At 61.7% G+C, this 23,589-nt stretch carries 22 protein-coding genes; 14 read left to right on the top strand and 8 right to left on the bottom strand.

Annotated elements, in window-relative coordinates:
- Nucleotides 1–332: 332 nt before the first annotated feature.
- A complete protein-coding gene (gene hpaR / locus K7H91_RS14630; protein WP_330166010.1) occupies nucleotides 333–824 on the bottom strand; it encodes a homoprotocatechuate degradation operon regulator HpaR in 492 nt (163 codons plus the stop codon).
- 137 nt (nucleotides 825–961) lie between these two features.
- On the opposite strand from hpaR, the gene K7H91_RS14625 reads away from it, so the two are divergent.
- From K7H91_RS14625 to hpaI, 6 genes are all read left to right on the top strand, one after another.
- A complete protein-coding gene (locus tag K7H91_RS14625) occupies nucleotides 962–1,354 on the top strand; it encodes a 5-carboxymethyl-2-hydroxymuconate Delta-isomerase (RefSeq protein WP_230721003.1) in 393 nt (130 codons plus the stop codon).
- Between the two features lie 56 nt (nucleotides 1,355–1,410).
- On the top strand, nucleotides 1,411–2,922 hold the full coding sequence (gene hpaE / locus K7H91_RS14620) for a 5-carboxymethyl-2-hydroxymuconate semialdehyde dehydrogenase (RefSeq protein ID WP_230721002.1): 1,512 nt from the start codon (nucleotides 1,411–1,413) through the stop codon (nucleotides 2,920–2,922).
- Between the two features lie 66 nt (nucleotides 2,923–2,988).
- Nucleotides 2,989–3,969 (top strand): 3,4-dihydroxyphenylacetate 2,3-dioxygenase, encoded by a 981-nt coding sequence (hpaD, locus tag K7H91_RS14615; RefSeq protein WP_230721001.1) that lies wholly within the window; start codon nucleotides 2,989–2,991, stop codon nucleotides 3,967–3,969.
- 20 nt (nucleotides 3,970–3,989) lie between these two features.
- Nucleotides 3,990–4,868, top strand: coding sequence for a fumarylacetoacetate hydrolase family protein (locus tag K7H91_RS14610; RefSeq protein ID WP_230721000.1), 879 nt, complete (start codon nucleotides 3,990–3,992; stop codon nucleotides 4,866–4,868).
- Nucleotides 4,865–5,671: a 2-oxo-hept-4-ene-1,7-dioate hydratase gene (hpaH, locus tag K7H91_RS14605; protein WP_230720999.1), complete on the top strand. Its 807-nt coding sequence runs from the start codon at nucleotides 4,865–4,867 to the stop codon at nucleotides 5,669–5,671. Before K7H91_RS14610 ends, hpaH begins: the two co-directional genes overlap by 4 nt.
- A gap of 21 nt (nucleotides 5,672–5,692) precedes the next feature.
- Nucleotides 5,693–6,460, top strand: a complete 768-nt coding sequence (hpaI, locus tag K7H91_RS14600) for a 4-hydroxy-2-oxoheptanedioate aldolase (RefSeq protein ID WP_230720998.1) — start codon at nucleotides 5,693–5,695, stop codon at nucleotides 6,458–6,460.
- A 26-nt stretch (nucleotides 6,461–6,486) separates the two neighbouring features.
- On the opposite strand, the gene K7H91_RS14595 is transcribed toward hpaI, so the two are convergent.
- Nucleotides 6,487–7,446, bottom strand: coding sequence for a LysR substrate-binding domain-containing protein (locus tag K7H91_RS14595; protein WP_230720997.1), 960 nt, complete (start codon nucleotides 7,444–7,446; stop codon nucleotides 6,487–6,489).
- Between the two features lie 135 nt (nucleotides 7,447–7,581).
- Between K7H91_RS14595 and K7H91_RS14590 the strand changes: the two genes are divergently transcribed.
- The 7 genes from K7H91_RS14590 (at nucleotide 7,582) to K7H91_RS14560 (ending at nucleotide 15,275) form a co-directional block, all read left to right on the top strand.
- Nucleotides 7,582–8,763 carry a cytochrome P450 gene (locus tag K7H91_RS14590; protein ID WP_230720996.1) on the top strand — a complete coding sequence of 394 codons (1,182 nt, stop codon included), beginning with the start codon at nucleotides 7,582–7,584 and terminating at the stop codon, nucleotides 8,761–8,763.
- Between the two features lie 10 nt (nucleotides 8,764–8,773).
- Nucleotides 8,774–9,094 (top strand): 2Fe-2S iron-sulfur cluster-binding protein, encoded by a 321-nt coding sequence (locus K7H91_RS14585; RefSeq protein WP_230720995.1) that lies wholly within the window; start codon nucleotides 8,774–8,776, stop codon nucleotides 9,092–9,094.
- A 3-nt stretch (nucleotides 9,095–9,097) separates the two neighbouring features.
- The gene (locus K7H91_RS14580; protein WP_230720994.1) at nucleotides 9,098–10,321 is read left to right on the top strand and encodes an NAD(P)/FAD-dependent oxidoreductase; all 1,224 of its coding nucleotides are present in this window, start codon (nucleotides 9,098–9,100) and stop codon (nucleotides 10,319–10,321) included.
- A gap of 155 nt (nucleotides 10,322–10,476) precedes the next feature.
- On the top strand, nucleotides 10,477–11,646 hold the full coding sequence (locus K7H91_RS14575; protein ID WP_230720993.1) for an ABC transporter substrate-binding protein: 1,170 nt from the start codon (nucleotides 10,477–10,479) through the stop codon (nucleotides 11,644–11,646).
- Nucleotides 11,647–11,761: 115 nt separating this feature from the next.
- Nucleotides 11,762–12,799: a branched-chain amino acid ABC transporter permease gene (locus K7H91_RS14570; RefSeq protein ID WP_230721038.1), complete on the top strand. Its 1,038-nt coding sequence runs from the start codon at nucleotides 11,762–11,764 to the stop codon at nucleotides 12,797–12,799.
- Nucleotides 12,796–14,553, top strand: coding sequence for an ABC transporter permease subunit (locus K7H91_RS14565; protein WP_230720992.1), 1,758 nt, complete (start codon nucleotides 12,796–12,798; stop codon nucleotides 14,551–14,553). Before K7H91_RS14570 ends, K7H91_RS14565 begins: the two co-directional genes overlap by 4 nt.
- The gene (locus K7H91_RS14560; protein ID WP_230720991.1) at nucleotides 14,550–15,275 is read left to right on the top strand and encodes an ABC transporter ATP-binding protein; all 726 of its coding nucleotides are present in this window, start codon (nucleotides 14,550–14,552) and stop codon (nucleotides 15,273–15,275) included. Before K7H91_RS14565 ends, K7H91_RS14560 begins: the two co-directional genes overlap by 4 nt.
- A 48-nt stretch (nucleotides 15,276–15,323) precedes the next feature.
- On the opposite strand, the gene hpaD (K7H91_RS14555) is transcribed toward K7H91_RS14560, so the two are convergent.
- The 3 genes from hpaD (K7H91_RS14555) to K7H91_RS14545 all read right to left on the bottom strand — a co-directional run bounded on the left by hpaD (K7H91_RS14555) (nucleotide 15,324) and on the right by K7H91_RS14545 (nucleotide 18,455).
- Nucleotides 15,324–16,181, bottom strand: a complete 858-nt coding sequence (gene hpaD / locus K7H91_RS14555; protein ID WP_230720990.1) for a 3,4-dihydroxyphenylacetate 2,3-dioxygenase — start codon at nucleotides 16,179–16,181, stop codon at nucleotides 15,324–15,326.
- A 180-nt stretch (nucleotides 16,182–16,361) separates the two neighbouring features.
- Nucleotides 16,362–16,883 carry a flavin reductase gene (locus K7H91_RS14550; RefSeq protein WP_269066230.1) on the bottom strand — a complete coding sequence of 174 codons (522 nt, stop codon included), beginning with the start codon at nucleotides 16,881–16,883 and terminating at the stop codon, nucleotides 16,362–16,364.
- A gap of 9 nt (nucleotides 16,884–16,892) precedes the next feature.
- Complete coding sequence (locus K7H91_RS14545; protein ID WP_230720989.1) at nucleotides 16,893–18,455, bottom strand: 4-hydroxyphenylacetate 3-hydroxylase family protein; 1,563 nt, start codon at nucleotides 18,453–18,455, stop codon at nucleotides 16,893–16,895.
- 94 nt (nucleotides 18,456–18,549) lie between these two features.
- On the opposite strand from K7H91_RS14545, the gene K7H91_RS14540 reads away from it, so the two are divergent.
- Nucleotides 18,550–19,440, top strand: a complete 891-nt coding sequence (locus K7H91_RS14540; protein WP_230720988.1) for a helix-turn-helix domain-containing protein — start codon at nucleotides 18,550–18,552, stop codon at nucleotides 19,438–19,440.
- A gap of 85 nt (nucleotides 19,441–19,525) precedes the next feature.
- On the opposite strand, the gene K7H91_RS14535 is transcribed toward K7H91_RS14540, so the two are convergent.
- From K7H91_RS14535 to K7H91_RS14525, 3 genes are all read right to left on the bottom strand, one after another.
- A complete protein-coding gene (locus tag K7H91_RS14535; RefSeq protein ID WP_230720987.1) occupies nucleotides 19,526–20,428 on the bottom strand; it encodes an NAD(P)-dependent oxidoreductase in 903 nt (300 codons plus the stop codon).
- A 151-nt stretch (nucleotides 20,429–20,579) separates the two neighbouring features.
- On the bottom strand, nucleotides 20,580–22,166 hold the full coding sequence (locus K7H91_RS14530) for a GMC family oxidoreductase (protein WP_230720986.1): 1,587 nt from the start codon (nucleotides 22,164–22,166) through the stop codon (nucleotides 20,580–20,582).
- A gap of 8 nt (nucleotides 22,167–22,174) precedes the next feature.
- Complete coding sequence (locus tag K7H91_RS14525; RefSeq protein WP_230720985.1) at nucleotides 22,175–23,584, bottom strand: aldehyde dehydrogenase family protein; 1,410 nt, start codon at nucleotides 23,582–23,584, stop codon at nucleotides 22,175–22,177.
- Nucleotides 23,585–23,589 lie beyond the last annotated feature (5 nt).

Below are 23,589 nucleotides of genomic sequence, written 5' to 3'. Positions count from 1 at the left end.
GCTAGGTATTTTTCAAAAGGACGAATGTGCATTGCTGCCATCCGCCAATATTGGCTGCAAAAACCATGATCTCCTCCTCCTCACGCCTACGCTACGGGACTCGTCTCGGACTTCCTCCTTCCGAAACGATCCACGGGTCTGCCCGTTTGGCCGAATACCAGACATCTTGCAAACAGACCTGACGTCTAGCAACTGCATATAACCGATTTCAGCGATCGATTTATTCGATGAATTTACGCATCATCCGGCCATTAAAATGAAGAGTTCCATGGTGCGCCGCCAGCAACGCGGCACGGGCTTTCTTGACGAGGAAGACGCGACAGTCGCGGCACCTAGGTTTCCCTGTCGCCAAGCGTTTCGAGCAGAAATTCAAGTTCGTCGAGGATCGCCGCGAGCCGATCCGCACCGAGCAATGCCTCGATATCCCGATAGATGGCCACGCTGTCGGCCGAGGCTATGCGGATCAGCTTCTCGCCTTCCTCGGTGAGCTGCACGATTGTGTGGCGCCGATCCGAGGGGTCCTTGCGGACCTCGATCAGCTTGCGCTGCTCCAGCGCGCGCAGGATTCGCGTCAGGCTCGGCGGCAGGATGCAGGCCCCCTTCGCCAGTCTCGATGCATCCAGCGGCCCCGCCTCGAAAAGCACCCGGATGACGCGCCATTGCTGCTCGGTCACATCGTATTTGCGCAGCATCGGACGAAACAATTCCATCACCGCCTCGCGTGAGCGCAGCAACGATATCGGAAGCGTTCGCCTTGTCTTTGCCAGTTGGAATCCGTCGTGGAGAATCCTGTCACTGCTCTTCGTCTGGGTCGTTTCGCGCACGACGGCTCCTCTCCCGTGTTTGTCGATTGGCATCATCCACCATTGTCATGTTTTAAAAAAAACGCCTTGACAAGGTCGATAAACGTTAACACGTTAATTGTACCAGTGGCGCAGGATTTTTTCGGGAGGAAACGCTGTTGCCCCATCTCAGACTTGAATATTCGGCGCCGCTGGCGCGCGAAGCCGACATAGGCGCGTTATGTGACGCGTTACGCCTGGCGATGATCGGGACCGGCCTGTTTCCGACGGCAGGCATTCGGGTTCGCGCTTTCGCCGCCGATGCCTATGCCATGACGGATGGCAATCGCGATGATCGCTTTCTCGCCATGGTGCTGACTGTTGGCCAGGGCCGTTCGCAGGATGCGTTGCATGCTGCCGGCGCGGATATTTTCAAGGCGGCCGAGGTCTTTCTGGCGCCGCTGATCGCGAATAATCACCTCTCCCTGTCCCTGGATATCGCGGAGAGCGTTTCGGCGCTGAGCTTCAAGAATAACCCGATACACAAACGCATTGCCGCCGGCAGGCCGTAGGCCGCGCCCGCACCAGGAATGCCAATCATGCCCCCAAGGAAAGAGGCACGACAAAGATGACTTCACTTCAAGAAAACCGCGCCAAGGCTGAGGCATACATTGCGCAGCGGGGCGAAACAGGCGTGATGAACCACATCAATGGCCAGTCGGTTCCGGCAGCCGATGGCGCGACGTTCCAGACCATATCGCCGGTTGACCTGCGCAAGCTCGCCGATGTCGCTCACGGCAAGTCAGCCGACATCGATGCCGCCGTTGCCGCAGCCAAGGCGGCCTTTCCCGCCTGGCGCGACATGCCGGGCGCCAAGCGCCGCAAGATCCTTCATGCCGTTGCCGACGCGATCGAGGCGCGCGCGGAGGAAATCGCCTTCACCGAATGCATGGACACCGGCCAGGCTATCCGCTTCATGTCCAAAGCCGCCTTGCGCGGCGCCGAGAACTTTCGGTTCTTCGCCGACAAGGCGCCCGAAGCGCAGGACGGCAAGACCCTCAGAAGCGCCGGGCAGCTGAACACAACCTCCCGCCGTCCGATTGGCCCTGTGGGTGTGATCACCCCGTGGAATACGCCGTTCATGCTGTCGACATGGAAGATCGCGCCGGCGCTGGCCTCGGGCTGCACCGTGGTTCACAAACCGGCCGAATTCTCGCCGATGACGGCCAAGCTTCTGGTCGAGATCGCCGAAGAGGCCGGGCTCCCGAAGGGCGTCCTCAACCTCGTCAACGGTTTCGGCGAGGACGCCGGAAAGGCGCTGACGGAGCACCCCGACATCAAGGCGGTCGCCTTTGTCGGCGAAAGCCGCACCGGCTCGATGATCATGGCCCAGGGGGCGCCAACGCTGAAGCGGGTTCACTTCGAACTCGGCGGCAAAAACCCGGTCATCGTTTTCGACGATGCCGATCTCGACAGTGCCGTCGATGCCGCAACCTTCATGATCTATTCGTTGAATGGCGAGCGCTGCACCTCGTCTTCGCGCCTGCTTGTGCAGGAAAGCATCTATGACGATTTCACCCGTCGCGTTGCCGCCGTTGCCGACCGCATCAAGATCGGCCATCCGCTTGATCCCGAAACCGTGGTCGGCCCGCTGATCCACCCGGTTCATGAGAAGAAGGTTCTCTCCTATTTCGCGCTCGCCCGCAAGGAAGGCGCGACGATCGCCGCCGGCGGCGAAAAATATGGCAGCGAAGGCTGCTTCGTACGGCCGACGCTGTTCACCAATGCCAATAACGATATGCGCATCGCCCAGGAGGAAATCTTCGGGCCGGTCCTGACGGCAATCCCGTTCAAGGATCGCGACGAGGCTCTCAAGATCGCCAACGACGTCCAATACGGCCTGAGCGCCTATCTCTGGACCGGCAGTCTCGATACCGCGATCTGGATGACCGAGCGGCTGGAGGTCGGAATGATGTGGGTGAACTCGGAAAACGTCCGTCATCTGCCGACGCCGTTTGGCGGGGTCAAAAGCTCCGGCATAGGCCGCGACGGCGGCGACTGGTCTTTCGACTTCTACATGGAAACGGTCAACGTCTCCTTCCCGCTTGCCCCCCATGCCACGCCAAAGCTTGGCGGCTGAAACAACAAAGACATACGCTGGCCATGGCTGACGGAGGATGTCGCCACGGCCTTTCCGGAGGAAAAAATGCCCATTCCAGCAGTCAATCTCGATCCGCCCTTCAATATATTGCGGTTGTCTCATGTCGAGTTCAACGTGACCGATCTGGCGGCCAGCCGTGCGTTTTACGTCGACACGCTCGGCCTGCAGGTCACCGACGAGGACGACGCGGGCATCTACCTGCGCGCCATGGAAGAGCGCGGCCATCACTGCATGATCCTGAAGCAGGCGGCGGACGCGAGCGTCAGCTACATTGCGTTCAAGGTGTTTTCGGAAGACGAGCTCGACAAGGCGCATGACTGGTTCAAGGCGCAGGGCAAGCCTGTTGCATGGGTCGAGCGCGCCTATCAGGGCCGCACGCTTGCGACGATCGACAATTTCGGCGCGCCGATCGAATTCTACTACAAAATGGATCGACTGCCGCCCATCCACCAGCAATACGGTCTCTACAAGGGCGTCAAGCCGCTCAGGATCGACCATTTCAACTGCTTCAGTCCCGATGTCGACGCCTCGGTGGCGTTCTACAACGAGATCGGTTTCCGGGTGACCGAATACACCGAGGACGAGGAGAGCGGGAAGCTGTGGGCCGCGTGGACCCACCGCAAGGGCGGCGTTCACGACATCGCCTTTACCAATGGTCGCGGGCCGCGTCTGCACCATACCGCCTTCTGGGTGCCGACGCCGCTCAACATCATCGATCTGTGCGATCTGATGGCAACGACCGGATATGTCTCCAATATCGAACGCGGTCCCGGCCGCCATGGCATCTCCAACGCCTTCTTTCTCTACATCCTCGATCCCGATGGTCACCGCATCGAAATCTATTGCTCGGACTATCAGACGGTCGACCCGGATCTGGAGCCGATCAAGTGGGACCTGAAGGACCCGCAGCGCCAGACGCTCTGGGGCGCGCCGGCGCCGAAAAGCTGGTTCGAGCATGGTTCGCTGTTTTCCAGCGCCGAGCTTTCGGAGCCGCTCCTGAAGGCCCAGCCGATCATCGCGCCATAAACATTTGAAGGGAACGTATCATGGCCCTGCCCATTCCGGCCCGCATCGCCACGTTCAAGGCCCATGGCCGCGTCCATTACGGGCTGATCACGGATGACGGCGCGGTTGACCTTTCCAAGGACTTCGCGCCCGATTTCCCTGATCTTCGCGCCGCCATCGAAGCCCATGCCCTCTCCCGCCTCGTTGAAGCGGGCAGCGGGCGCAAGCCGGATTTCGCGCTCGATGAGATCGAATATCTGATCCCGGTGCAAAATCCCGAGAAGCTGATCTGCGTCGGCGTCAACTTTCCCGACCGCAACGCCGAATACAAGGACGGGCAGGCGGCCCCTTCGAAACCCTCCCTGTTCATCCGCTTCCCGCGTTCCTTCACCGGACACGACAGGCCGCTGATCCGGCCTCCGGAAAGCGAACAGCTCGACTACGAGGGCGAGATCGTCATTGTCATCGGCAAGGGCGGACGGCGCATTGCCGAGACCGATGCCTACGACCATATCGCGGCGCTCTCGCTCTGCAATGAGGGCACGATCCGCGACTGGGTGCGCCATGCCAAATTCAATGTCACCCAGGGCAAGAATTTCGATCGCTCCGGGGCCATCGGCCCCTGGCTGGTGCCCTTCACCGATGCCAGTCAGCTCGACGACATCGAACTGACGACGCGCGTCAACGGCGAGGTGCGCCAGAATGATCGCACCAGCCGGATGATGTTTTCGTTCCGCTACATCGTCAATTACGTCTCGACCTTCACGACGCTTGTTCCCGGCGACATCATCGTCTGCGGTACGCCAACCGGCGCAGGCGCGCGCTTCGATCCGCCGCGCTGGCTGAAACCGGGCGACGTGGTGGAAGTCGAGGCCGATGGTATCGGGATCCTGCGCAATGGGGTGGCGGACGAACAATGAGCCTTACCCCGACACAAACAAGCGCGGCAGCGCAGAGCCTGCTCGAGGCGGAAAAGACCGGTCGGCAGATCGGCCTCCTCAGTCTCGCCCACCCCGACATGACCATGGACGACGCCTACGCCGTGCAGGCCGAGCTGATGCGCCTGAAAATCGCCCAGGGCCGTTCGATCATCGGTTGGAAGATCGGGCTGACGTCCAAGGCGATGCAGTATGCCCTTGGCATTTCGACGCCCGACAGCGGCGTTCTGTTTGACGATATGGCTTTTGAGGATGGGGCCACGGTCCCCGAGGGCCGCTTCATTCAGCCGCGCATCGAGGCCGAAATCGCGTTTGTGATGAAAGCGCCGCTGGCGGGCGACGGCATCACCCGCGAGGATGTGATTGCGGCCACCGATTTTGTCGCTCCGGCGCTGGAGATTCTCGACACCCGAATTCTGCGCATCGATCCGGTGACGAAAGAGCCGCGAACCATTGTCGACACGATTTCCGACAATGCGGCCAATGCCGGTATCGTTCTGGGAGAGGCCCGCCATCGGATCGATGCATTCGACCTACGCTGGGTCGGCGCGATCGTGACGCGCGATGGCGCGGTGGAAGAAACCGGACTTGGCGCCGGCGTCCTCAATGATCCGGTCGAAGGCATTGTCTGGCTCGCCCGACGCATGGCACAGTATGGTCAACGGATCGAAGCGGGACAGGTGATTCTTTCGGGTTCATTCATCCGCCCCGTCGAATGTCCGCCGGGCAGCAATATTGTTGCCGATTTCGGTCCTTTCGGCACGGTCTCGTGCCGGTTTGCATGATCAGTCAAAGTGAGGAACAGAGTGCCTGCGGCGAAAAACGAATTCAAGGCAGCGCTGAAGCGCCGCGAACAGAAAATCGGCCTCTGGCTCGGCCTGGGCGAAGCGACCACGGCGGAACTGTGCGCGCAGGCCGGGTTTGACTGGCTTCTGATCGATGGCGAGCATGGCCCCAACGATCTGCGCTCGATCCTTGATCAACTGCGCGCGCTGGCGCCATACACCCCGGCCGCTGTCGTCCGTCCGCCTTCGGATGACCGGGTGACGATCAAGCAATATCTCGACATCGGCGCCCAGACGCTGCTGATCCCGATGATCGAAACGGGCAGGCAGGCCGAGGAGACCGTGCGCTCGGCGCGCTATGCGCCGGATGGCGCCCGCGGCGTTGGCGCAGCGCTCGCAAGGGCCTCCGCCTACAACACGGTTGCCGACTATCTGGCCACCGCCGCCGACGAGATCTGCCTGCTGTTGCAGGTCGAAAGCCGGGCGGGATTGAAAAACCTGGATGACATTCTCGGGGTTGACGGCGTCGACGGCGTATTCATCGGCCCGGCCGATCTCGCCGCCGACATGGGGCATCGCGGCCAACCCGGCGCGCCGGAGGTGCAGGCGGCCATCGTTGACGCCCTCAAGCGCATCAAGGCCGCGGGCAAGGCTGCCGGCATTCTGACGTCGGACCTTCAACTGGCGCGGGAGTATGCGGCCCTCGGCGTGGGCTTCCTTGCCGTCGGTTCCGATGTCGGCGTGTTCATGAGCGGGTTGAAGGCGCTCAGCGGACAATTCAAGAGTTGACGGCCTCCTAACGGACGGGGCAGGCGTTACGTTGCTTTCCGTCCGTATTCAACGGCCTGCTCCGGCATCGCCGTCTGCGGGCCGTTCTCGAAACAGGACAGGCAGAAATTGCGCAGTTGATCGCCGCGGCGCGATGGCCTGAGATAGGTTGAACGCGCCAGGACCACGGTGAAACGACGGTCGAACCGCGCTATGCGCCGCACCACGACCTTTCGGCCCTCATAGCTTTCCTCGGTCGCCGGATGATGCAGCAGGATCGAATAACCGAAGCCATGGCCGACCAGTGAGCGCACCAGTTCGATGCTCGACGCGCTGCGGCCTTGCAGCGGCGTCACACCGACATCCTCGAATATGCGGCGCGTATTGGTCAGCGCCGGTTCAATGCCGAACTGGATCAGCGGTTCGTCGGCAAGATCGGCAAGGTCGATTTCGGATTGCGCAGCCAAGGGATGGCTGGCAGGCATGACGATGCGGGCCTCGACCGAATAGAGCGGATCGCTTGCCGTATGTTTCGGCAGGTTGAAATCATAGACCAGCGCCAGGTCGCAATGGCCGTCGGCAAGCCTCTCGGCGATTTCCTCGCCCGAGCCGAAGAACAGATCGAGCTCCAGCGCGGGATAGTGCCGCTCGAACGCGGCAATCAATGCCGGCATGATGAAGGGCGCAAGCGTGGCATAACAGCCGATCGAAACCCTACCCGCCAGGAGCGTTCCCCGGGTCGCAGCGGCGGACTGGAACTCATCGGCCGCATTCATCAGCGCGCGGGCGTGTGACAGCAATTCCTTGCCCGCCGGCGTCAGCGAAACGCCATGGGCCCGCCTGCGGACGAACAATCTGAGCTGCATATGCCGCTCCAGTTCGTCGAGCGCCTCCGTCAACGCGCCTTGCGAAATGTGGAGCCGGTCGGCCGCCTCGCTGACCGTACGCGATTCCGAGATCGCGAGAAAATAGCGGACTTGCCGCAAGGTGAAGGCCGGAAACGCCATTGTGGTCCCTCTGAAACCATTAATCGGGAAACCCGATAAATATCCCGGAAATAAATGTTTTACAAATTAAGTCTTTCTTCCGAAGCTCCGGTCAACCCGGTTGGAGGACCGGATACCGCTGAAATGGAGGAGCAAATGTCCGTTCAATCCGCATCGATTGGCCAATCGGTGAAGCTTGCCGACCTGGCCTTGGATCCCTATCCGACCTATAAGAAACTGCGCGCGCACGAGCCGGTCGCCTTCGTGCCCGCCGCCAACCGCTATCTTGTCACCCGCTACAACGACATCGTGACGCTTGAGCGCGATCCGGAAACCTTCAGTGCCGATGAAAGCGGATCGCTGATGAAACGGGTGATGGGCCATAACCTGTTGCGCAAGGACGGCGCCGCCCACAAGCGTGAACGTACGGCCATAGAGCCATCGCTGCGGCCGGGCGTTATCCGCCAGCATTGGGTTCCGGTTTTTCAGTCCATTGTCGATCAGCTGATCGATGACTTCATCGCAGATGGCGAGACCGATCTGTTTGGCAGCTTTGCCGGGCCCTGCGCGGCGCTTTCGCTGCGCGCCATGCTCGGCCTGGACACTGCGACCCATCAGGATCTCCAGACCTGGTCGCAGGCAATGATGGACGGAACGGGCAATTACGCAGACGACCCCGCAATCTGGGCGCGGTCCGACGCAGCCGCGGCCGGCGTCGATGCCGCTATCGACGAGATGATCCCCTACCACAGGAAAAACCCTAATCCGTCGCTGATCTCGTCCATGCTTCATGCCGAGGATCCGCTGACGCGCGAAGAAATCGGGGCCAATGTCAAAGTCATCATCGGCGGCGGGCTCAACGAGCCGCGCGACGCTATCCTGACGGCCGTGGTCGGACTGCTGGCCAACCCGGACCAGAAGCAACAGGTGGTGGCGGACAACAAGCTCTGGCGCCCGGTATTCGAAGAGACTGTTCGCTGGGTGGCGCCGATCGGCATGTATCCGCGCCAGACGACCCGCGCCGTGGAACTCGGCGGCGTGATGCTGCCCGAGGGCGCGAAGCTCGGCGTCGTGCTGGGATCGGGCAACAGGGACGAGAGCGTTTTCGACAATCCCGACCGCTTCGACATCAACCGCGCGAAGAAGCCGCATATCGCCTTTGGCGGCGGCCCGCATTTCTGCGCCGGCGCCTGGGTGGCGCGCGCGCAGGTTGGCGAGATCGCATTGCCGACGCTGTTCCATCGGATTCCGGATCTCGCATTCGCGGAAAAGCCGGTCACATGGGCGGGATGGGTCTTCCGTGGCCCGACCTCGGTCCCCGTCAAGTGGAATGCATAAGGAACGAATGATGACGAAAATTGTATTTCGCCAGCCCGACGGCAGCGAGAAGACTGTCGATGTGGAAGACGACGCCTCCGTGATGCAGGCCGCGATCGGCAACGGGATAGATGGCATCGTCGCGGAATGCGGCGGTTCGCTGCAATGCGCCACCTGTCACGTCTATGTCGAGGAGGGCCTGGACGAAATGCCCGCCATGGAAGAGATGGAGGACGAAATGCTGGAATGCGCGGCCAGCCCCCGGGCGCCCAACAGCCGGCTGAGCTGTCAGTTGCATCCGCATGGGAATTGCGAGCGTATCGTCGTTCAGATCCCGGATACGCAGGTCTGAGCCGTGAACGAGAACGGAATCGTGATCATTGGCGCCGGTCATGCCGGCGTCCAGGCCGCGGCATCACTCAGGGAGGCCGGGTTCGCCGGCCCCCTCAAGCTCATCGATAACGAAACGGAAAATCCCTACCACAAACCGCCGCTGTCGAAAGCCTATCTGACCGGCGCGGCAGCCGACGCCCAACCGCTGCGGGCCGGTGTTTTCTTCGAGCAGAACGGCATTGAGCGGCTCTCGGGCACGGCGGTTTCGGCAATCGATCCGGCAGGCCAGTCCATAACGCTCGCCGACGGCTGGGTTCTTCCATTTGGCCATCTGGTACTTGCCACCGGCAGCGTCGCGCGCCGCCTGAACGTGCCGGGAAGCGATCTGCCCGGCATTCATCAGCTGCGGACCAGGGCCGACGCGCAAGCACTGCGTGACGCGTTGGCCGGCGCGCGTCGTGCGGTGATCATCGGCGCGGGCTTCATCGGCCTCGAATTCGCCGCTGTCGCGGCGACACGCGGCATTGAAACGACGGTCATCGAAGCATCCGACGCCATCTTGAAGCGCGCGCTGTCGCGGCCGATGGCAGAGTACCTGCATGAGCGGCACAGGGCCGCAGGCGTGACGTTCCGGTTTCAGGAAACGGTCGCGGCTTTCCTTCCCGCGGAGGGTGGCCGGATTGGCGCTGCTCGCACGGCATCCGGCGATGACATTCCGGCCGATATCGTCCTTGTCGGCATTGGCGCGGATGCGGAGACCGGCCTTGCACGGCAAGCGGGGCTGGCAGTCGGCAACGGGATTATCGTCGATCATCAGCTTCGAACATCGGCCAAAAACATTTCAGCAATCGGCGATTGCGCGTTGTTTCCGCATCCGCAGGCCGAAATGCCCATCCGGCTGGAGAGCGTGCAGAACGCCACCGATCAGGCGCGCTGCCTTGCCCGCAGCCTGACGGGCTCGCCAACCTCCTATGACGCCGTTCCCTGGTTCTGGAGCGATCAGGGGCCGCTCAAGCTTCAGATCGCCGGGCTGTCACAGGGGCATGACAGAACGGTGCTGCGCGGAGATATGGCGTCGGGGCGGTTCTCGGTCTTCTGCTTTCGCGGCGATGATCTGGTGGCGGCCGAAAGCATCAACCAGGCCGCAGACCATATGGCGATGCGCCGGATCCTCAAAGGCGTCAGACGTCCATCGCCCAGCCAGGTTGCCGATGCCGAATTCAGCCTGAAAGCTTTTGCCGCCTGACGGACGCGCTGCAGGGATCGCCGTTCGTGTCCTTCCATGCCTTTCAGGCGGTTGCAGATCATCGAAAAGCAGGTTGCACCTACTCAATACACATGTTAATTATCTCATTATTGTCGAGGAGCAATGGTGAGATAATCACTCTGGGAGGAGAAGAAATGCGTATCAGGAAGACCGCACGATTTGCCGCTTTTGCGGCATCCGTTTCCATCGCCTTGATGGCAGGAAACGCATTCGCAGAAATCAAGGTTGGAGCAATCCTTTCGCTCACCGGCCCGGCGGCCTCGCTTGGCATCCCCGAAAAGCAGGCCATTGAACTGCTGCCGACGAAAATTGGCGACGAGCCGGTCAGCTACACCATTATCGACGACGCCAGCGACCCTTCCGCCGCCGTGCGCGCCGCCAAGAAGCTGATGGACGAAAACAATGTCGACATCATCTTCGGGCCATCGATCACGCCATCGTCGCTTGCAGTGGTGGAGGCCGTCGGCCCCGGCAAGACGCCGATGATCTCGCTCGCCGGCTCCGCCGTGATCGCCTCTCCGGTCGAGGGCAACAAGACCTGGGTCTTCAAGCTTGCGCCGGAAGAGCCCACCATGGCCGCCTATGTCTTCGGCCAGATGAACAAGGACGGCGACAAGACGGTCGCCTTTATCGGCTTCAATGATGCCTTCGGCGACAGCTTCATCGGCGCCTTCAAAAAGGCTGCGGCGGACTATGATATCGAGGTCGTCGGCGATGAACGTTTCAACGCCAAGGATACCACCGTCACCGCGCAGGCATTGAGCGTGATCTCCGTCAATCCCGATGCCGTCGTCATCGGCTCCTCCGGCACCCCCGGCGTGACGCCGGTGCTGGAACTGCGCAATCTCGGCTATGACGGACCGATCTACATCAATCAGGGCATGGCGAGCCCGGATGTCCTGCGCGTCGGTAAATCGGGGCTTGATGGCGTCATGCTCGCCGTGTCGCCCGCGCTCGTGGCCGAACAGCTTCCCGATGATAACCCGGTCAAGCAGGAAGCGCTGAAATACGTCCAGACCTATGAGGGCGAATATGGCGAAGGCTCGCGTTCGCTCTTCGGCGCCACCGCGTGGGATGCCTATCTGATCTTTGCCGCCGCCGCCCCCAAGGCGCTGGAAACGGCCGAACCCGGTACTGTCGAGTTCCGCACCGCGTTGCGCGACAATATCGAAAAGACCGAAGAGCTTGTCGGAAGTCAGGGCGTCTTCAACATGTCGCCGACCAATCATAACGGAACCGACATGCGCGCCGAGGCGCTCGTCCGGATCGAAGACGGCAAGTGGATCTACGTCCCGCAGGACTGAATTATGAGCCGGAGGATGCGCTCCAAGGCATGCGCATCCTTTTCTTCATGACAGGACCGGCGGCGGCATGTCGCCTGTCCGCGTCACCTCTATTGAAAACCGGATGAGCTTCCAGATGAACGGCATGATCGCTGCTTTGCTGGCTCAGGACGCATTAACCAACGGCGCGATCTACGCATTGCTGGCCCTCACCCTGGTTACCGTGTTCTCAGTTACCCGCATAATGTTGATACCCCAGGGAGAGATCGTTTCGCTCACGGCCTTGAGCCTGGCGGCGCTTGAGACCGGGAAGCTTCCGGCGACCGTCTGGTTGCTGTGCCTTGGTGGCGGCATCGCGGCCGCAATGGAAATCGCCACCTTCGTCCGCCGTCGCGAAAGACGCGCGCTCAGGGCTGCGGGTGTCTATGCCGGGGTCGCGGCCGCTGTCACATTGCTCGCCGTGGCAACCGCCTCCTATGACCTCGGCCCATGGTATCGCATGGCGCTGACGCTGGCGATCATCGTGCCGCTTGGGCCGATCATGTACCGGGTTGCATTCCGACCGATCGCCCATGCGCCGGTGCTGGTGTTGCTGATCGTGGCCATGGCCATTCACCTCGTCTTGATGGGTTTCGGCCTGCTTGCCTTCGGCGCGGAAGGCGTGCGTACGGAAGCGATCTTCCCCGGCGTCCTGCGCGTGGGCGGCGTTGTCTTGCGCCAGCAGGCGCTGTTCATCATCGCGAGCGCGCTTGTCCTGATCATCATTCTGGCGCTGTTCTTCGGCCGGACCTTGATGGGCAAGGCGTTGCGCGCCACGGCGATCAACCGCAATGGCGCCCGCCTGGTCGGCATCCGCACGGAGGCGGCCGGCAGCCTCGCCTTTCTGATTGCCGCCCTGATCGGCGCATTCTCGGGCCTTCTGATCGCCCCGATGACGACGATCTATTTCGACACCGGCTTTCTGATCGGCCTCAAGGGTTTCATCGCGGCCATTGTCGGCGGGCTGGTCTCCTATCCGCTGGCTGCTGCCGGCGCGCTGATGATCGGACTGGTGGAATCCTATTCGTCGTTCTGGGCCAGCGCCTTCAAGGACGTCATCGTCTTTGCTCTCATCATACCGGTCTTGCTGTGGCGCAATCTTGACAAGTCTCACGCCGAGGAGGACGAGGAATGATCCGCCGCATCGCCAGTCCCGCGATCGTCCTTGCGGCCTTCGCCATTTCCTTCCTCTTTTCACCGTACCAGCTCACGCTCGCCAATTTCATCGGCCTCGCCAGCATCGTCGTACTGGGGCTTGTGCTGTTGACGGGCATTGGCGGGCTGACATCCTTCGGGCAGGCCGCCTTTGTCGGCATGGGCGCCTACACCACCGCCTGGCTGACGACGCGGTTCGGTCTGTCGCCATGGCTTACGATCTTTGCGGCCATGGCGGTCACCGCGCTGGGCGCCTGGCTGATCGGCATGCTGACGCTTGGTCTTTCAGGCCATTACCTGCCGCTTTCGACCATGGCTTGGGGTTTGAGCCTGTTTTTCCTCGTCGGCAACATCACCGCGCTCGGCGGCCATGACGGCATGTCCGGCCTGCCGCATATCAGTGTTTTCGGCGCGCCGCTCGAAGGCCGGTCGTTTACCTGGCTGATCTGGGTCTTTGTCGGCATCGCCTTCATATCGGTGAAAAATCTGCTCGACAGCCGTAATGGCCGCGCCATCCGCTCGCTGCGCGGCAAGACGGTGATGCTGGAGGCCTTCGGCGTCGATACGGCCCGGCTGAAGACGCTGATTTTCGTTCATGCCGCGGTGCTGGCCGCGATATCGGGCTGGCTTTACGCCCATCTGCTGCAATTCGTGAACCCGACGCCTTTCGGGCTTGGCGCGGGCATCGAATATCTGTTCATGGCGGTCATCGGCGGGGCGGCGAGCCTGTGGGGCGCCATTCTCGGGGCCTCGATCCTGATCCTGATCCGCGACACGGTGCAGGATGTCATCCCCGGCCTTCTCGGCAGCGCGGGCGCGGCCGAAAACATCGTCTTCGGCGTGATGATGATCCTGATCCTGCAATTTGCCAGCGGCGGCATAAGCCCGTTCATCGCCCGTTTCCTGCCGCGCGCGGCGCCGCGGGCCGTTCCCGACGACGCGCTGGCGCTTGACGTGCGTGAGAAACCCGAACCCGGGCGCCCGGTGATGGTTGCCGACGGCCTGACCAAGCGTTTCGGCGGGCTGACGGCCGTCAACGCCATGACGTTCGAGCTGGATGCCGGTCAGATTCTCGGCGTCATCGGCCCCAATGGCGCGGGCAAATCCACCCTGTTCAACCTGCTGACCGGCGTTCTCAAGCCCAATGAGGGCACGCTCACGGTCTGCGGCAAACGGGTCGAAAACGCGCCGCAATCGGCCTTCTGCGAACTGGGCGTTGTCCGCACATTCCAACATGTCCAGTTGCGCAACGACATGTCCGTTCTGGAGAGTGTCGCCGTCGGCGCCCACCGGCGTGGCCGCGACGGCGCGCTGAAGGCGCTGTTTCGCCTCGACCGGCGCGAGGAAGCGGCTTTGCTCGCCAATGCGAAACGGCAGATCGAGCGGGTTGGCCTTGCCGGGCATCTGCATGTTCCGGCCGGCAATCTGGCGCTCGGCCAGCAGCGCATCGTCGAAATCGCACGCGCGCTTGCCGCCGATCCCGCGATCCTGTTGCTCGACGAACCCGCCGCCGGGCTGCGCTACAAGGAAAAGCAGCAATTGCATGGCTTGCTTTCGAACCTGCGGGACGAAGGCATGACGATCCTGATCGTCGAGCACGACATGGATTTTGTCATGAATCTCGTGGATCGGCTCGTCGTGGTCAATTTCGGCGAGAAGATCGCCGAGGGCCTGCCCGCGGAAATCCAGCAGAATGAAAAGGTCCAGCAGGCCTATCTGGGAGTGGAAGAATGAGCGATCTGCTGACTGTCAGCGGTCTTTCGGCCGGTTACGGCAAGGCTCAGGTGCTGGACGGGCTCAACCTCAAGGTCAGGCACGGCTCGATCGTCACCGTCATCGGGCCGAACGGCGCGGGCAAGACCACCCTTCTCAACGCCATCATGGGATTGCTGCCCGCGCGCGGCGCAATCACGCTTGGCGGCCGGGAGATTGCCACGCTGGCCATCGAGGACCGGCTGATGGCGGGCCTTGGGCTTGTCGCCGAGCAGCGCGAGCTTTTCGGCACGATGAGCGTTGCCGACAATCTCGTGCTTGGCGGCTTCTCCCGGCGCAATGTCCATGACGGAAGTCGCGATGCCGATCTGAAAGCGGCCTATGAGCAGTTTCCGCGGCTTTATGAACGGCGTGCGCAACGCGCCGGAACGCTTTCGGGCGGCGAGCGGCAGATGCTGGCCATCGCCCGCACCCTGATGGCGCGGCCGAAACTGCTGATGCTGGATGAGCCAAGCCTGGGCCTCGCGCCGCTGATCGTCGCGGAAGTGCTGCAAAAGGTGAAGGCCCTGCGTGATAGCGGCGTGTCCATTCTGATCGTCGAGCAGAACGCCCGCGCGGCGCTCAATATCGCCGATTACGGCTATGTGCTGGAAGGCGGCGGCGTGGTCAAGGAAGGTCCGGCCGACGAATTGGCACATGACGAAGACGTCAAGGCGATCTATCTCGGCGCGCGCCATCACTGAGAAAAAAGCGGGCGGCTGCAAATCCGCCCGCTTTTTTCGGCGGCCGGCCTATTCGGGCACCGAGAAGATCACATTGGTCTGACCCGTGCCGGAAGACGGAAAATAGTCGGTCACCACCTCGCCGCGTCCCTTGTAGTCGTCCCAGCCGAGCGCGCCGAACAACATGACGGTGTCGTGCATGTCGCCCTCGCCATCGCAATACTCGGCATAGTCCGGCAACATCTTCAAAAACGTCCCGATTTCGCCTTTCTGCCAGAGATCGAGCACGTGCAGGTCGACCTGCCGGTTGAACTCCGACGAGATCGTGAAGGTGCCGTTGTTTTCCGCATAGATGTCGTTCGGCCAGATTTTGTGCGAGAGCGAACCGGAAGCGATCAGGGCGACATTGCTGTCGGAGGCTTCGATCGCGGCGCGGATCGCGGCGCCAAGCTTGCGAGAACTCTCCAGGCTGTGCACCGTGCACATGGCCGCGGCCGAGACCACTTTCAGCGCGGCATCGCCATTCATGTAGCGCATCGGCACCAGCGTGCCATATTCCAGATCGAGCGAATCCACCTGGTGCGACAGCGTATAGACGCCCCTGTCGCGCGCCGTTTCGGCGATCAGATCGCCAAGCGCGGCATTGCCGTCATAGGCATAGGGCAGATCCTTGATGAATTGCGGGAATTCATGCGAGGTGAACAAACCCTCGAAACGATGATTGGCATTGATGTGATAGGCGGCGTTGACCAGCCAGTGCGTGTCGAGCACCACAAAGGTATCCGCGCCTGCGGCGCGCGCACGCCGACCAATCTCCTTATGGCCGTCAATGGCCGTCTGTCGCGCGCCCTTGAGCGGACCTTCCATTTCCGACATCACCATGGTCGGCACATGCGTCGCCTTGGCGGCCAGTACAAGCTTACCCATTCTCTCCTCCCGGATTTAATTAACATGTGCATTATAATGGAAGCGTGACGCCGGGATTTGCCCTGGATCAAACGAGATCATGGATTTTTTGCGGGGTGGGAGGCAGAAAACGCGGCTCTGGCTTATTGCGTTTACGCAAAGCAAAACGGCCGCATCGCGCGGCCGTTGCCATTGTTTTTTTCAGCCGCCGAAACTGCCGGCCTGCGTCGGCACATGAACGAAATTCCGGTCGAAATACAACAGCGCGTGGCCATCGCGCCGGGAGCGGATCTCGTCGACCTCTCCGATGAAGATATTGTGGGTTCCCACCAGCCGCGCATCCACGAGACGGCAATCGCAGGAGACGATTGCGTCGGCAAGCGCCTTGTTGCCGGATTTGAGATCGACCCAGTCGGCGGCCGCATAGCGGGCCTCCATGCTCTTTTCGCCGCCTGCAAAAAGGCTTGCCAGGTCCCGATGCTCCTGGGTCAGCACGTTGACGCAGAAGCGCCGGTTTTCGATGAACATCGCGGATTGCGCCGAACCGGCATTCATGCAGACCAGCAATGTCGGCGGCTGGTCGGTAACGCTGCACATCGCCGTCGCGGTGAACCCGCCGCGCCCGGCGGGTCCGTTGGTGGTGACCACATTGACCGGCGCGCAGACCCGCGCCATGGCATTGCGGAATTCGACTGCCGAAACATCTGTTTCCACCGTTTCCATGATGCGCTCCTATTCGGCGGCCTGGCCGAGATCGCGCCGCGTCTCCAGCGGGTCGAGCCAGGTATCCCCGGTCCAGCCATGTTCGTCGTAATCGGACATGCAGGTGTCGACCAGCGCTTCCATCTCCTTCAGGATTCCGCCGCGCTCGGCCCCCTTGAGAACCTGCAGGCGGACCTCCTCCGGCGCGCCGGCATAATTGAGCTCATAAAGCGCGTGCCGCCCGCCAAACTCCGACCCTGTGGCATCCCACAACAGTTTCATGATTTTGATGCGTTCGATATGACCGATGTCGTTCGAGCCGCGCACATATTGCGCGAGATAGCGATCGATCTCCGGATTGGCGAAATCCTTGGCCGAGGACGGCAGATAGATCAGGCCCGAGGCGACGGTGCGGCGAATGAGATCGATGACCTTGGGATAGGCCTCCGACATGAAGGTGCGATAGCAAAGCGCGGCCTCCAGATTGGGCAGGACCGCGCCATTCGCCCACTCCACCGGATTGCGCGCCATGGCGTTGGAAAACGCCCAGAACTGATGGCGGATCGCGATCACCTCGCCGAGCATCGCCTGGTTTCCGCGAAATGCGTCGCCACCGGTGCAGCGCAGCGCCTTGGCGAGAAGACCTGCCAGAAAATCGAGCTTCACCGCGAGCCGCGTGCAACCCTGGAAGCAATAGCCATGCATGAAACCTGAAGCCGGGTGGAAGGACAGGATCTTGCGCGCGTCACGCAGCACCAGAACATCTTCCCAGGGCACAAAGACATTGTCGAGCACGAGAATGGCATCATTCTCGTCGAAGCGCGACGACAGCGGGTAATCAAACGGCTGCGCCACCGTATTGGCGGCCTCCTCATAGGAAACACGGCAGAACATCTTCACGCCCGGCGCGTTCATCGGCAGGATGAACATTACCGACAGCGACGGATCCTCACTGACGGTCGCCGAGCTCTGCGCAAGGAAATTGTAGTGGGTCAGCGCCGATGATGTCGCCACCACCTTGGCCCCCGACACATAGATGCCGGCATCCGTTTCCTTGGTGATATGAACATAAACATCTTTTACCGCGTCGGCCGGTTTGTGCCGGTCGATCGGCGGGTTGACGATGGCGTGGTTCATGAACAGCACGGATTCCTGCGCGCGCTTGTGCCAGGACCGGGCATTGTCGGCGAAATCGCCATACCATTCGGCATTGGCGCCAAGCGTATTCATCAGGGCCGCCTTGTAATCGGCGGTGCGCCCCATCCAGCCATAGGACATCCGCGCCCAGTCGGCGATTGCCCCCTGCTGGGCAACGAGATCATCCACGGAACGGGCCACGCGGAAAAACTTGTGGGTATAGCCGCCCGAACCGGTATCGGTCGGCGATGTTAGCCAGGATTTGGACTTTTCGTCGTGAAGCGCATCATAAAGCCGCGCCAGGGAGCGGACGGAGTTGCGCATGGAGGGGTGCGCGGTAACGTCGGCGATCCGCTCTCCATTGATATAGACCTCACGACCGTCGCGCAGGCTTTCAATATATTCAGCCCCGGTAAAAGGGCGCTTTTTATCGGATCTATAGTCTTCGGCTAGCATTTTTTCCTCCCGGCAAAACCATGACGATTGTTAACTCCGTCTGGCAGCGCTGCCTATGGACAAACCGGGCAAATCGCTGGTACTTTTTCGGGCGATGGCCGATACCGATAAAATCCCTGATTTCTTCGTCTATGGCGAGCCGAGCCGCTCGCTCGAGATCGACTTCATGCATGTCGAGACCGTGATGGAGCGCAAGAGCGTTCACTTCGGCGAGGTCGCTCCACACAAACACATGCATATGGCGCAGATCACCTTCTGGTATCGGGGGGGCGGAACCTATCGCTACGAAGATCGGAGCTTCGAGTTCTCCGCGCCGGCCATTAGTTTCATGCCGAGCGGCGTGGTTCACGGATTTTCGGTTGGCGCGAATACCGATGCAATCGTGATCTCGCTTGCGGATGAAGGTCTCGAGACAATCCACGAAAGGCTCGGTGCGGCGATCGAGCGCCCGCTGTTCATCGCCAGCCGCGAAGACGACGCGCAGTGGCAGCATCTTGACCAGCTCGCGCACATGACGCTTGCCGAATACAGAATGCGCGACGGCGAAAGCCGGCACGTTCTGGCGGGACTCGTCCAGACGATTCTGGCCCTGACCAAGCGCATGGGCAGGGCCGACGCGCAGCAGCCCTCACCTTCCCACGCGCTCGGCGTGGCGCTGCGCCGGATGATCGACAGGCATTACCGTGAAGACTGGCCGGTCGCCCGCTATGCGGAGGAGCTGGCAACCACGCGACATCTGCTCGACAAGGCAGCCCGGGAAGCCTTCGGAAAGTCGGTCAAGGCCATGATTCTCGAACGGCGGCTCATCGAGGCGAAGCGGCTGCTGATGTTCACAATCCGCTCGGTCGAGGATATCGGACGGGAGACAGGTTTCGACGATCCGGCCTATTTCTCACGCTTCTTTCGCAAGCATACCGGCGCCTCCCCGACGGAATGGCGGGCCCTGAAGCTGGACCAACAACGGCCGCTGAACGCCATGGCGTAAAGGCAAGATATCGGGGACAGGGGCCGGAGACCGCAATGAGCGGGGCCACGGCGTGGGGTCCCGCTCAAATGCCGACAGGCGCTCTCTAGCTCTTGCGGCCGTTCGCCGCGCACTCGCTCCAGTAACGATATGCGGTCGTATGGTCGTCCGCGCCGTTCGCGCCCTCAAGCGCCGCCTGCCACCAGGCATTGGTCTGGGCCACGGTCGGCAAGCCTGCCTCCAGCTCCTTCGACAAGGCTGCGGCGATGCCGACATCCTTCGAGAGCAGACCCAGCGTAAACCCGGAACTGTACTTCTCGGTCAGTACCTGCTGTCCCAGAAGTTTCTCGCTGGCGAAATTTCGCCCGGTGGAGGTGTTGATGATATCCAGCATGGTCGCGCGATCGAGGCCGAAGCGCGCGCCCAGAATCAACGCCTCGCTGGCGGCAGCGAAATTGGAGCCCGCAATGAAATTGTTCAGGGCCTTCATTGCATGCCCGGTACCAACATCACCGGTCGGAATGATCTTCTTGCCGAGCGCCGACAGCACGGGACGCACCCGATCGAACAATGCCTGGTCCTTCGCGCCGACCATGATCGTCAGCGTCGCATCGACGGCGCCCGGCACGCCGCCGGAAACCGGCGCATCCACAAAGTCAATTCCGATTTTCGCCAGTTCTCTCGCCAGGGCGCGTGATCCGCTGGGCTCGGATGAACTCATGTCTATGACGACATCTCCCGAATCCAGCCCGGCGACAAGGCCGTTCTCGCCGGTCACGACGTCTCGCACCACGCGGCCGGTCGGCAGCATCGTGATCACAATATCCGATGCCCTGCCCAGTTCCTGCAGGCTCTCGGCGGACGTAGCGCCGATCTCCGCCGAGAAGTCCCTTGCAAGCGCCCGGTCGAGATCGAACACCTGAAGCTCAAACCCGTTTGCGATGAGATGGCGCGCCATCGGCTTGCCCATATTGCCAAGGCCGACCAGCCCGATCCGTTCAACACTCATTTGCTTTCATTCCTTTTCTTCAGTGAAAATCAATGGTCGATTTGTGGGGGCGTCGCACGGGTCCAGCCGGAATGCGGGCCGCCGAAACGCGAACGCGGCCATGTGCGCGAGCGCGGATGCACGGCCGGCGCCGACGCTTGCCGAGCGCGTTCTAGCGAGCGGCCAGCATGAAACGGGCGGCGCGATCGGCGATCATCATGACCGGCGCATTGGTGTTGCCGGAAACCAGCGTCGGCATAACGGAGCAGTCGGAAATCCTGAGCCCTTCCATCCCGTGAACACGCAATTCTGGATCGACGACGGCCATGGGATCGGAATCCGGTCCCATCTTCGCCGTCCCGGCCGGGTGATAGATGGTCTTGGCGACGGAACGGACGTATTCGCGCAAGGCTGCCGGATCGCTCTCGATCCCGGGTTTGGGCAAGGCCCGGCGCTTGACCAGTTTCCTGAGCGAGGGCTGATCGCCGATCCTGATCGCCAGTTCGGTTCCCCTGACCAGGGTTTCCAGGTCTTCGGGATCCGACAGCGAGTTCGGCCGGAAATCCGGCGCGGCATCGGCATCGGCCGATGACAGCTTGACCTGCCCGCGCGAGCGCGGACGCAGAAAGGTGGGGCCGATGGCAATTCCGTGGCCGGGTTCCTGGTCGCGATCCACAAAGCCTATGAATGTGGGCAATACGTGAAACTGGATGTCGGGAAGCCCCGTCCCCGCCGTGTCGACGAAACCGCCCGATTCGATAATGTTCGAGGCCATCAGCCCGGACCTTGTGGTCAGGTATCGGGCCAGATGCTTCAAGGCCGCAAACCCCTTGTCCTGGCCGAGGATCGACAGCGGTTGCTTGAGTTCGAACTGCACCGTCGATTCGAGGTGATCCTGATAGTTTTCGCCAACGCCTGGCAGATCGTGAACCACGTCGATCCCGAGTTTGCGCAGTTCCTGTCCGTTTCCGATGCCGGAGCGTTGCAGCAGGATCGGCGTTGCGATCGCCCCCGCGGTCAGGACGACCTCGCGGCGCGCGCGCACTGACTTGCCATTTGCCAGCAGCACGCCGACGGCGCGCCGACCCTCCGTCAGTATCCGGTCAACCCGGTGGCTGGTCATGATCGTCAGGTTCGAACGAGCCCTGGCCGGCTCGAGGAAGGCCCGGGCGCTGCTCCAGCGTTCGCCCTTGTGGGTGGTCGTATGGAAGAACCCGACGCCCTGCTGGTCGCTCCCGTTGAAATCGTCGTTATAGGGAATTCCGGCTTCCTGGCCGGCGCGCACGAAAGCCCGCGCCAGAAAATGCGCGTCGCGACCGCGCGAGACGTGAAGCTCGCCCGAGGCGCCGTGGAACGCGTTCGACAGGCATTCGTGATTTTCGAGATCGCGGAAAACCGGCAGGACATCCTCATAGGACCAGCCGGTGCAGCCAAGCTGCCGCCAGTGGTCATAATCTGCGGCCTGACCGCGGATATAGACCATTCCGTTGATCGAAGAGCCCCCGCCAATGACCTTGGCCTGGGGCACGATCGTCGGGCGACCGGAAAGACCTTCATCTCCCTTGCTGGTATAGTGGAAGACGTCGGTGCCCTTTTCAATCACGCGAAAGAACGTCGCCGGAGCCCGGATGAACCAGCTCTTGTCCCAGCCGCCCCATTCGATCAGAAGAACCCGGTTCGACGGATCCGCAGAAAGGCGATTTGCCAGGACGCAGCCGGAGGAGCCGCCGCCGACAATGATGTAATCATAGTCCGCCATCGGTCGCCTCAACCGTTGATGACCTGGAGGTCGGTGTATTCCGAAAGGCCCCACTTACCGAACTCGACGCCGAGACCGGAGCGCTTGACCCCGCCAAACGGCACATCCGGCCGTACCGGGCCGTGATTGTTGATCCAGGCCGTCCCGCATTCGAGCCTTCGCGCCAGGCTGCGCCCATACTCCAGATCGCCGGTCCAGACAGAACCACCCAGACCGTTGGGATTATCGTTGGCGTCAGCGATCACTTCGTCGATGTCGCTGAACCGGATGATCGGCAGAACCGGCCCGAACTGCTCCTCGTCGACGAGGCGCACGCCGTTCGCCACATCGGCGATCAACGTTACAGGATAAAAAAGGCCGCCGCCCGCGCCGTCCGCATCGCCGCCCAGCAACACGCGGCCGCCCTGCGCCTTGGCGTCTTCGACAAGTTCGACCACCTTGTCGTATTGCATGCGGTTCTGGATCGGACCGAGATGCGTTCCCGCATCCATGCCGTTGCCGACAACGATGCCCTTGGCGAAGGCCGTCAACTCCCGGCAGACATCGTCGTAAATCGCGTCATGGACATAAAGGCGCTTGAGCGCGGCGCATGTCTGGCCGTTATTGATGAACGCCCCCCAGAAAAGGCCTTCCGCGATCTGTTTGGCATCGCAGTCGGGCAGGACGATCCCCGCATCATTGCCGCCAAGTTCCAGGGTGAGCCGCTTGATCGTCTCGGACGCGCCCGACATGATCTTGCTTCCGGTGGCGGAAGAGCCGGTGAACACGATCTTGGCGATCCCTTCATGTCTGGACATCGCCCCGCCGATTTCGCCGCCGCCGGTGACGCAGTTGACGACCCCGTCGGGCAAGACGCTGTCGATCAGCTCGATCAGGCGCAACGTTGAAAGCGGCGTGTAGGGAGAAGGCTTGATGATCGCGGTATTGCCGGACCGGATCGCGGGCATCAGATGCCATATTGCCGTCAGGAGCGGCCAGTTCCAGGGCGTTATCGAACCAATGACGCCAACCGGCTTTTGATAGACGACGACGCGGCCTTCATTGTCGTCCTGCACGACTTCGGGTTCGAGGCTGAGGCTTGAAGCATGGCGCGCCCAGGCTACCGCCCCGCCAACCTCGAACCGCGACCCGAGGCCGTCAAGCGGCTTGCCCTGTTCCAGGGTCACAAGCTTTGCCAGTTCCTCGGCATGCGCCTCGATCACATCGGCGACCTTGTTGCAGTTGTCGCGAAGGGCGGCGTCATCCAGTCTGGAATATGTTGCGAAGGCGGCGTTGGCGGCCTGAACCGCCTGGTCCAGGTGCTCCGGCGTTGCCACAGCGGCCTGTCCGACGACCTCGTTCGTGGCCGGGTTGAGAACATCGGCATACTGCTCGGCGCCGACTTTCTTGCCGCCGAGTATGAGATCGAATTTCGTCATGACTT

The organism is Martelella mediterranea, assembly GCF_021021415.1.
Taxonomy (GTDB): Bacteria; Pseudomonadota; Alphaproteobacteria; order Rhizobiales; family Rhizobiaceae; genus Martelella; species Martelella mediterranea_C.
Note: the sequence above shows the minus strand (reverse complement) of the source record. Positions and strands in the feature narration are given on the sequence as shown.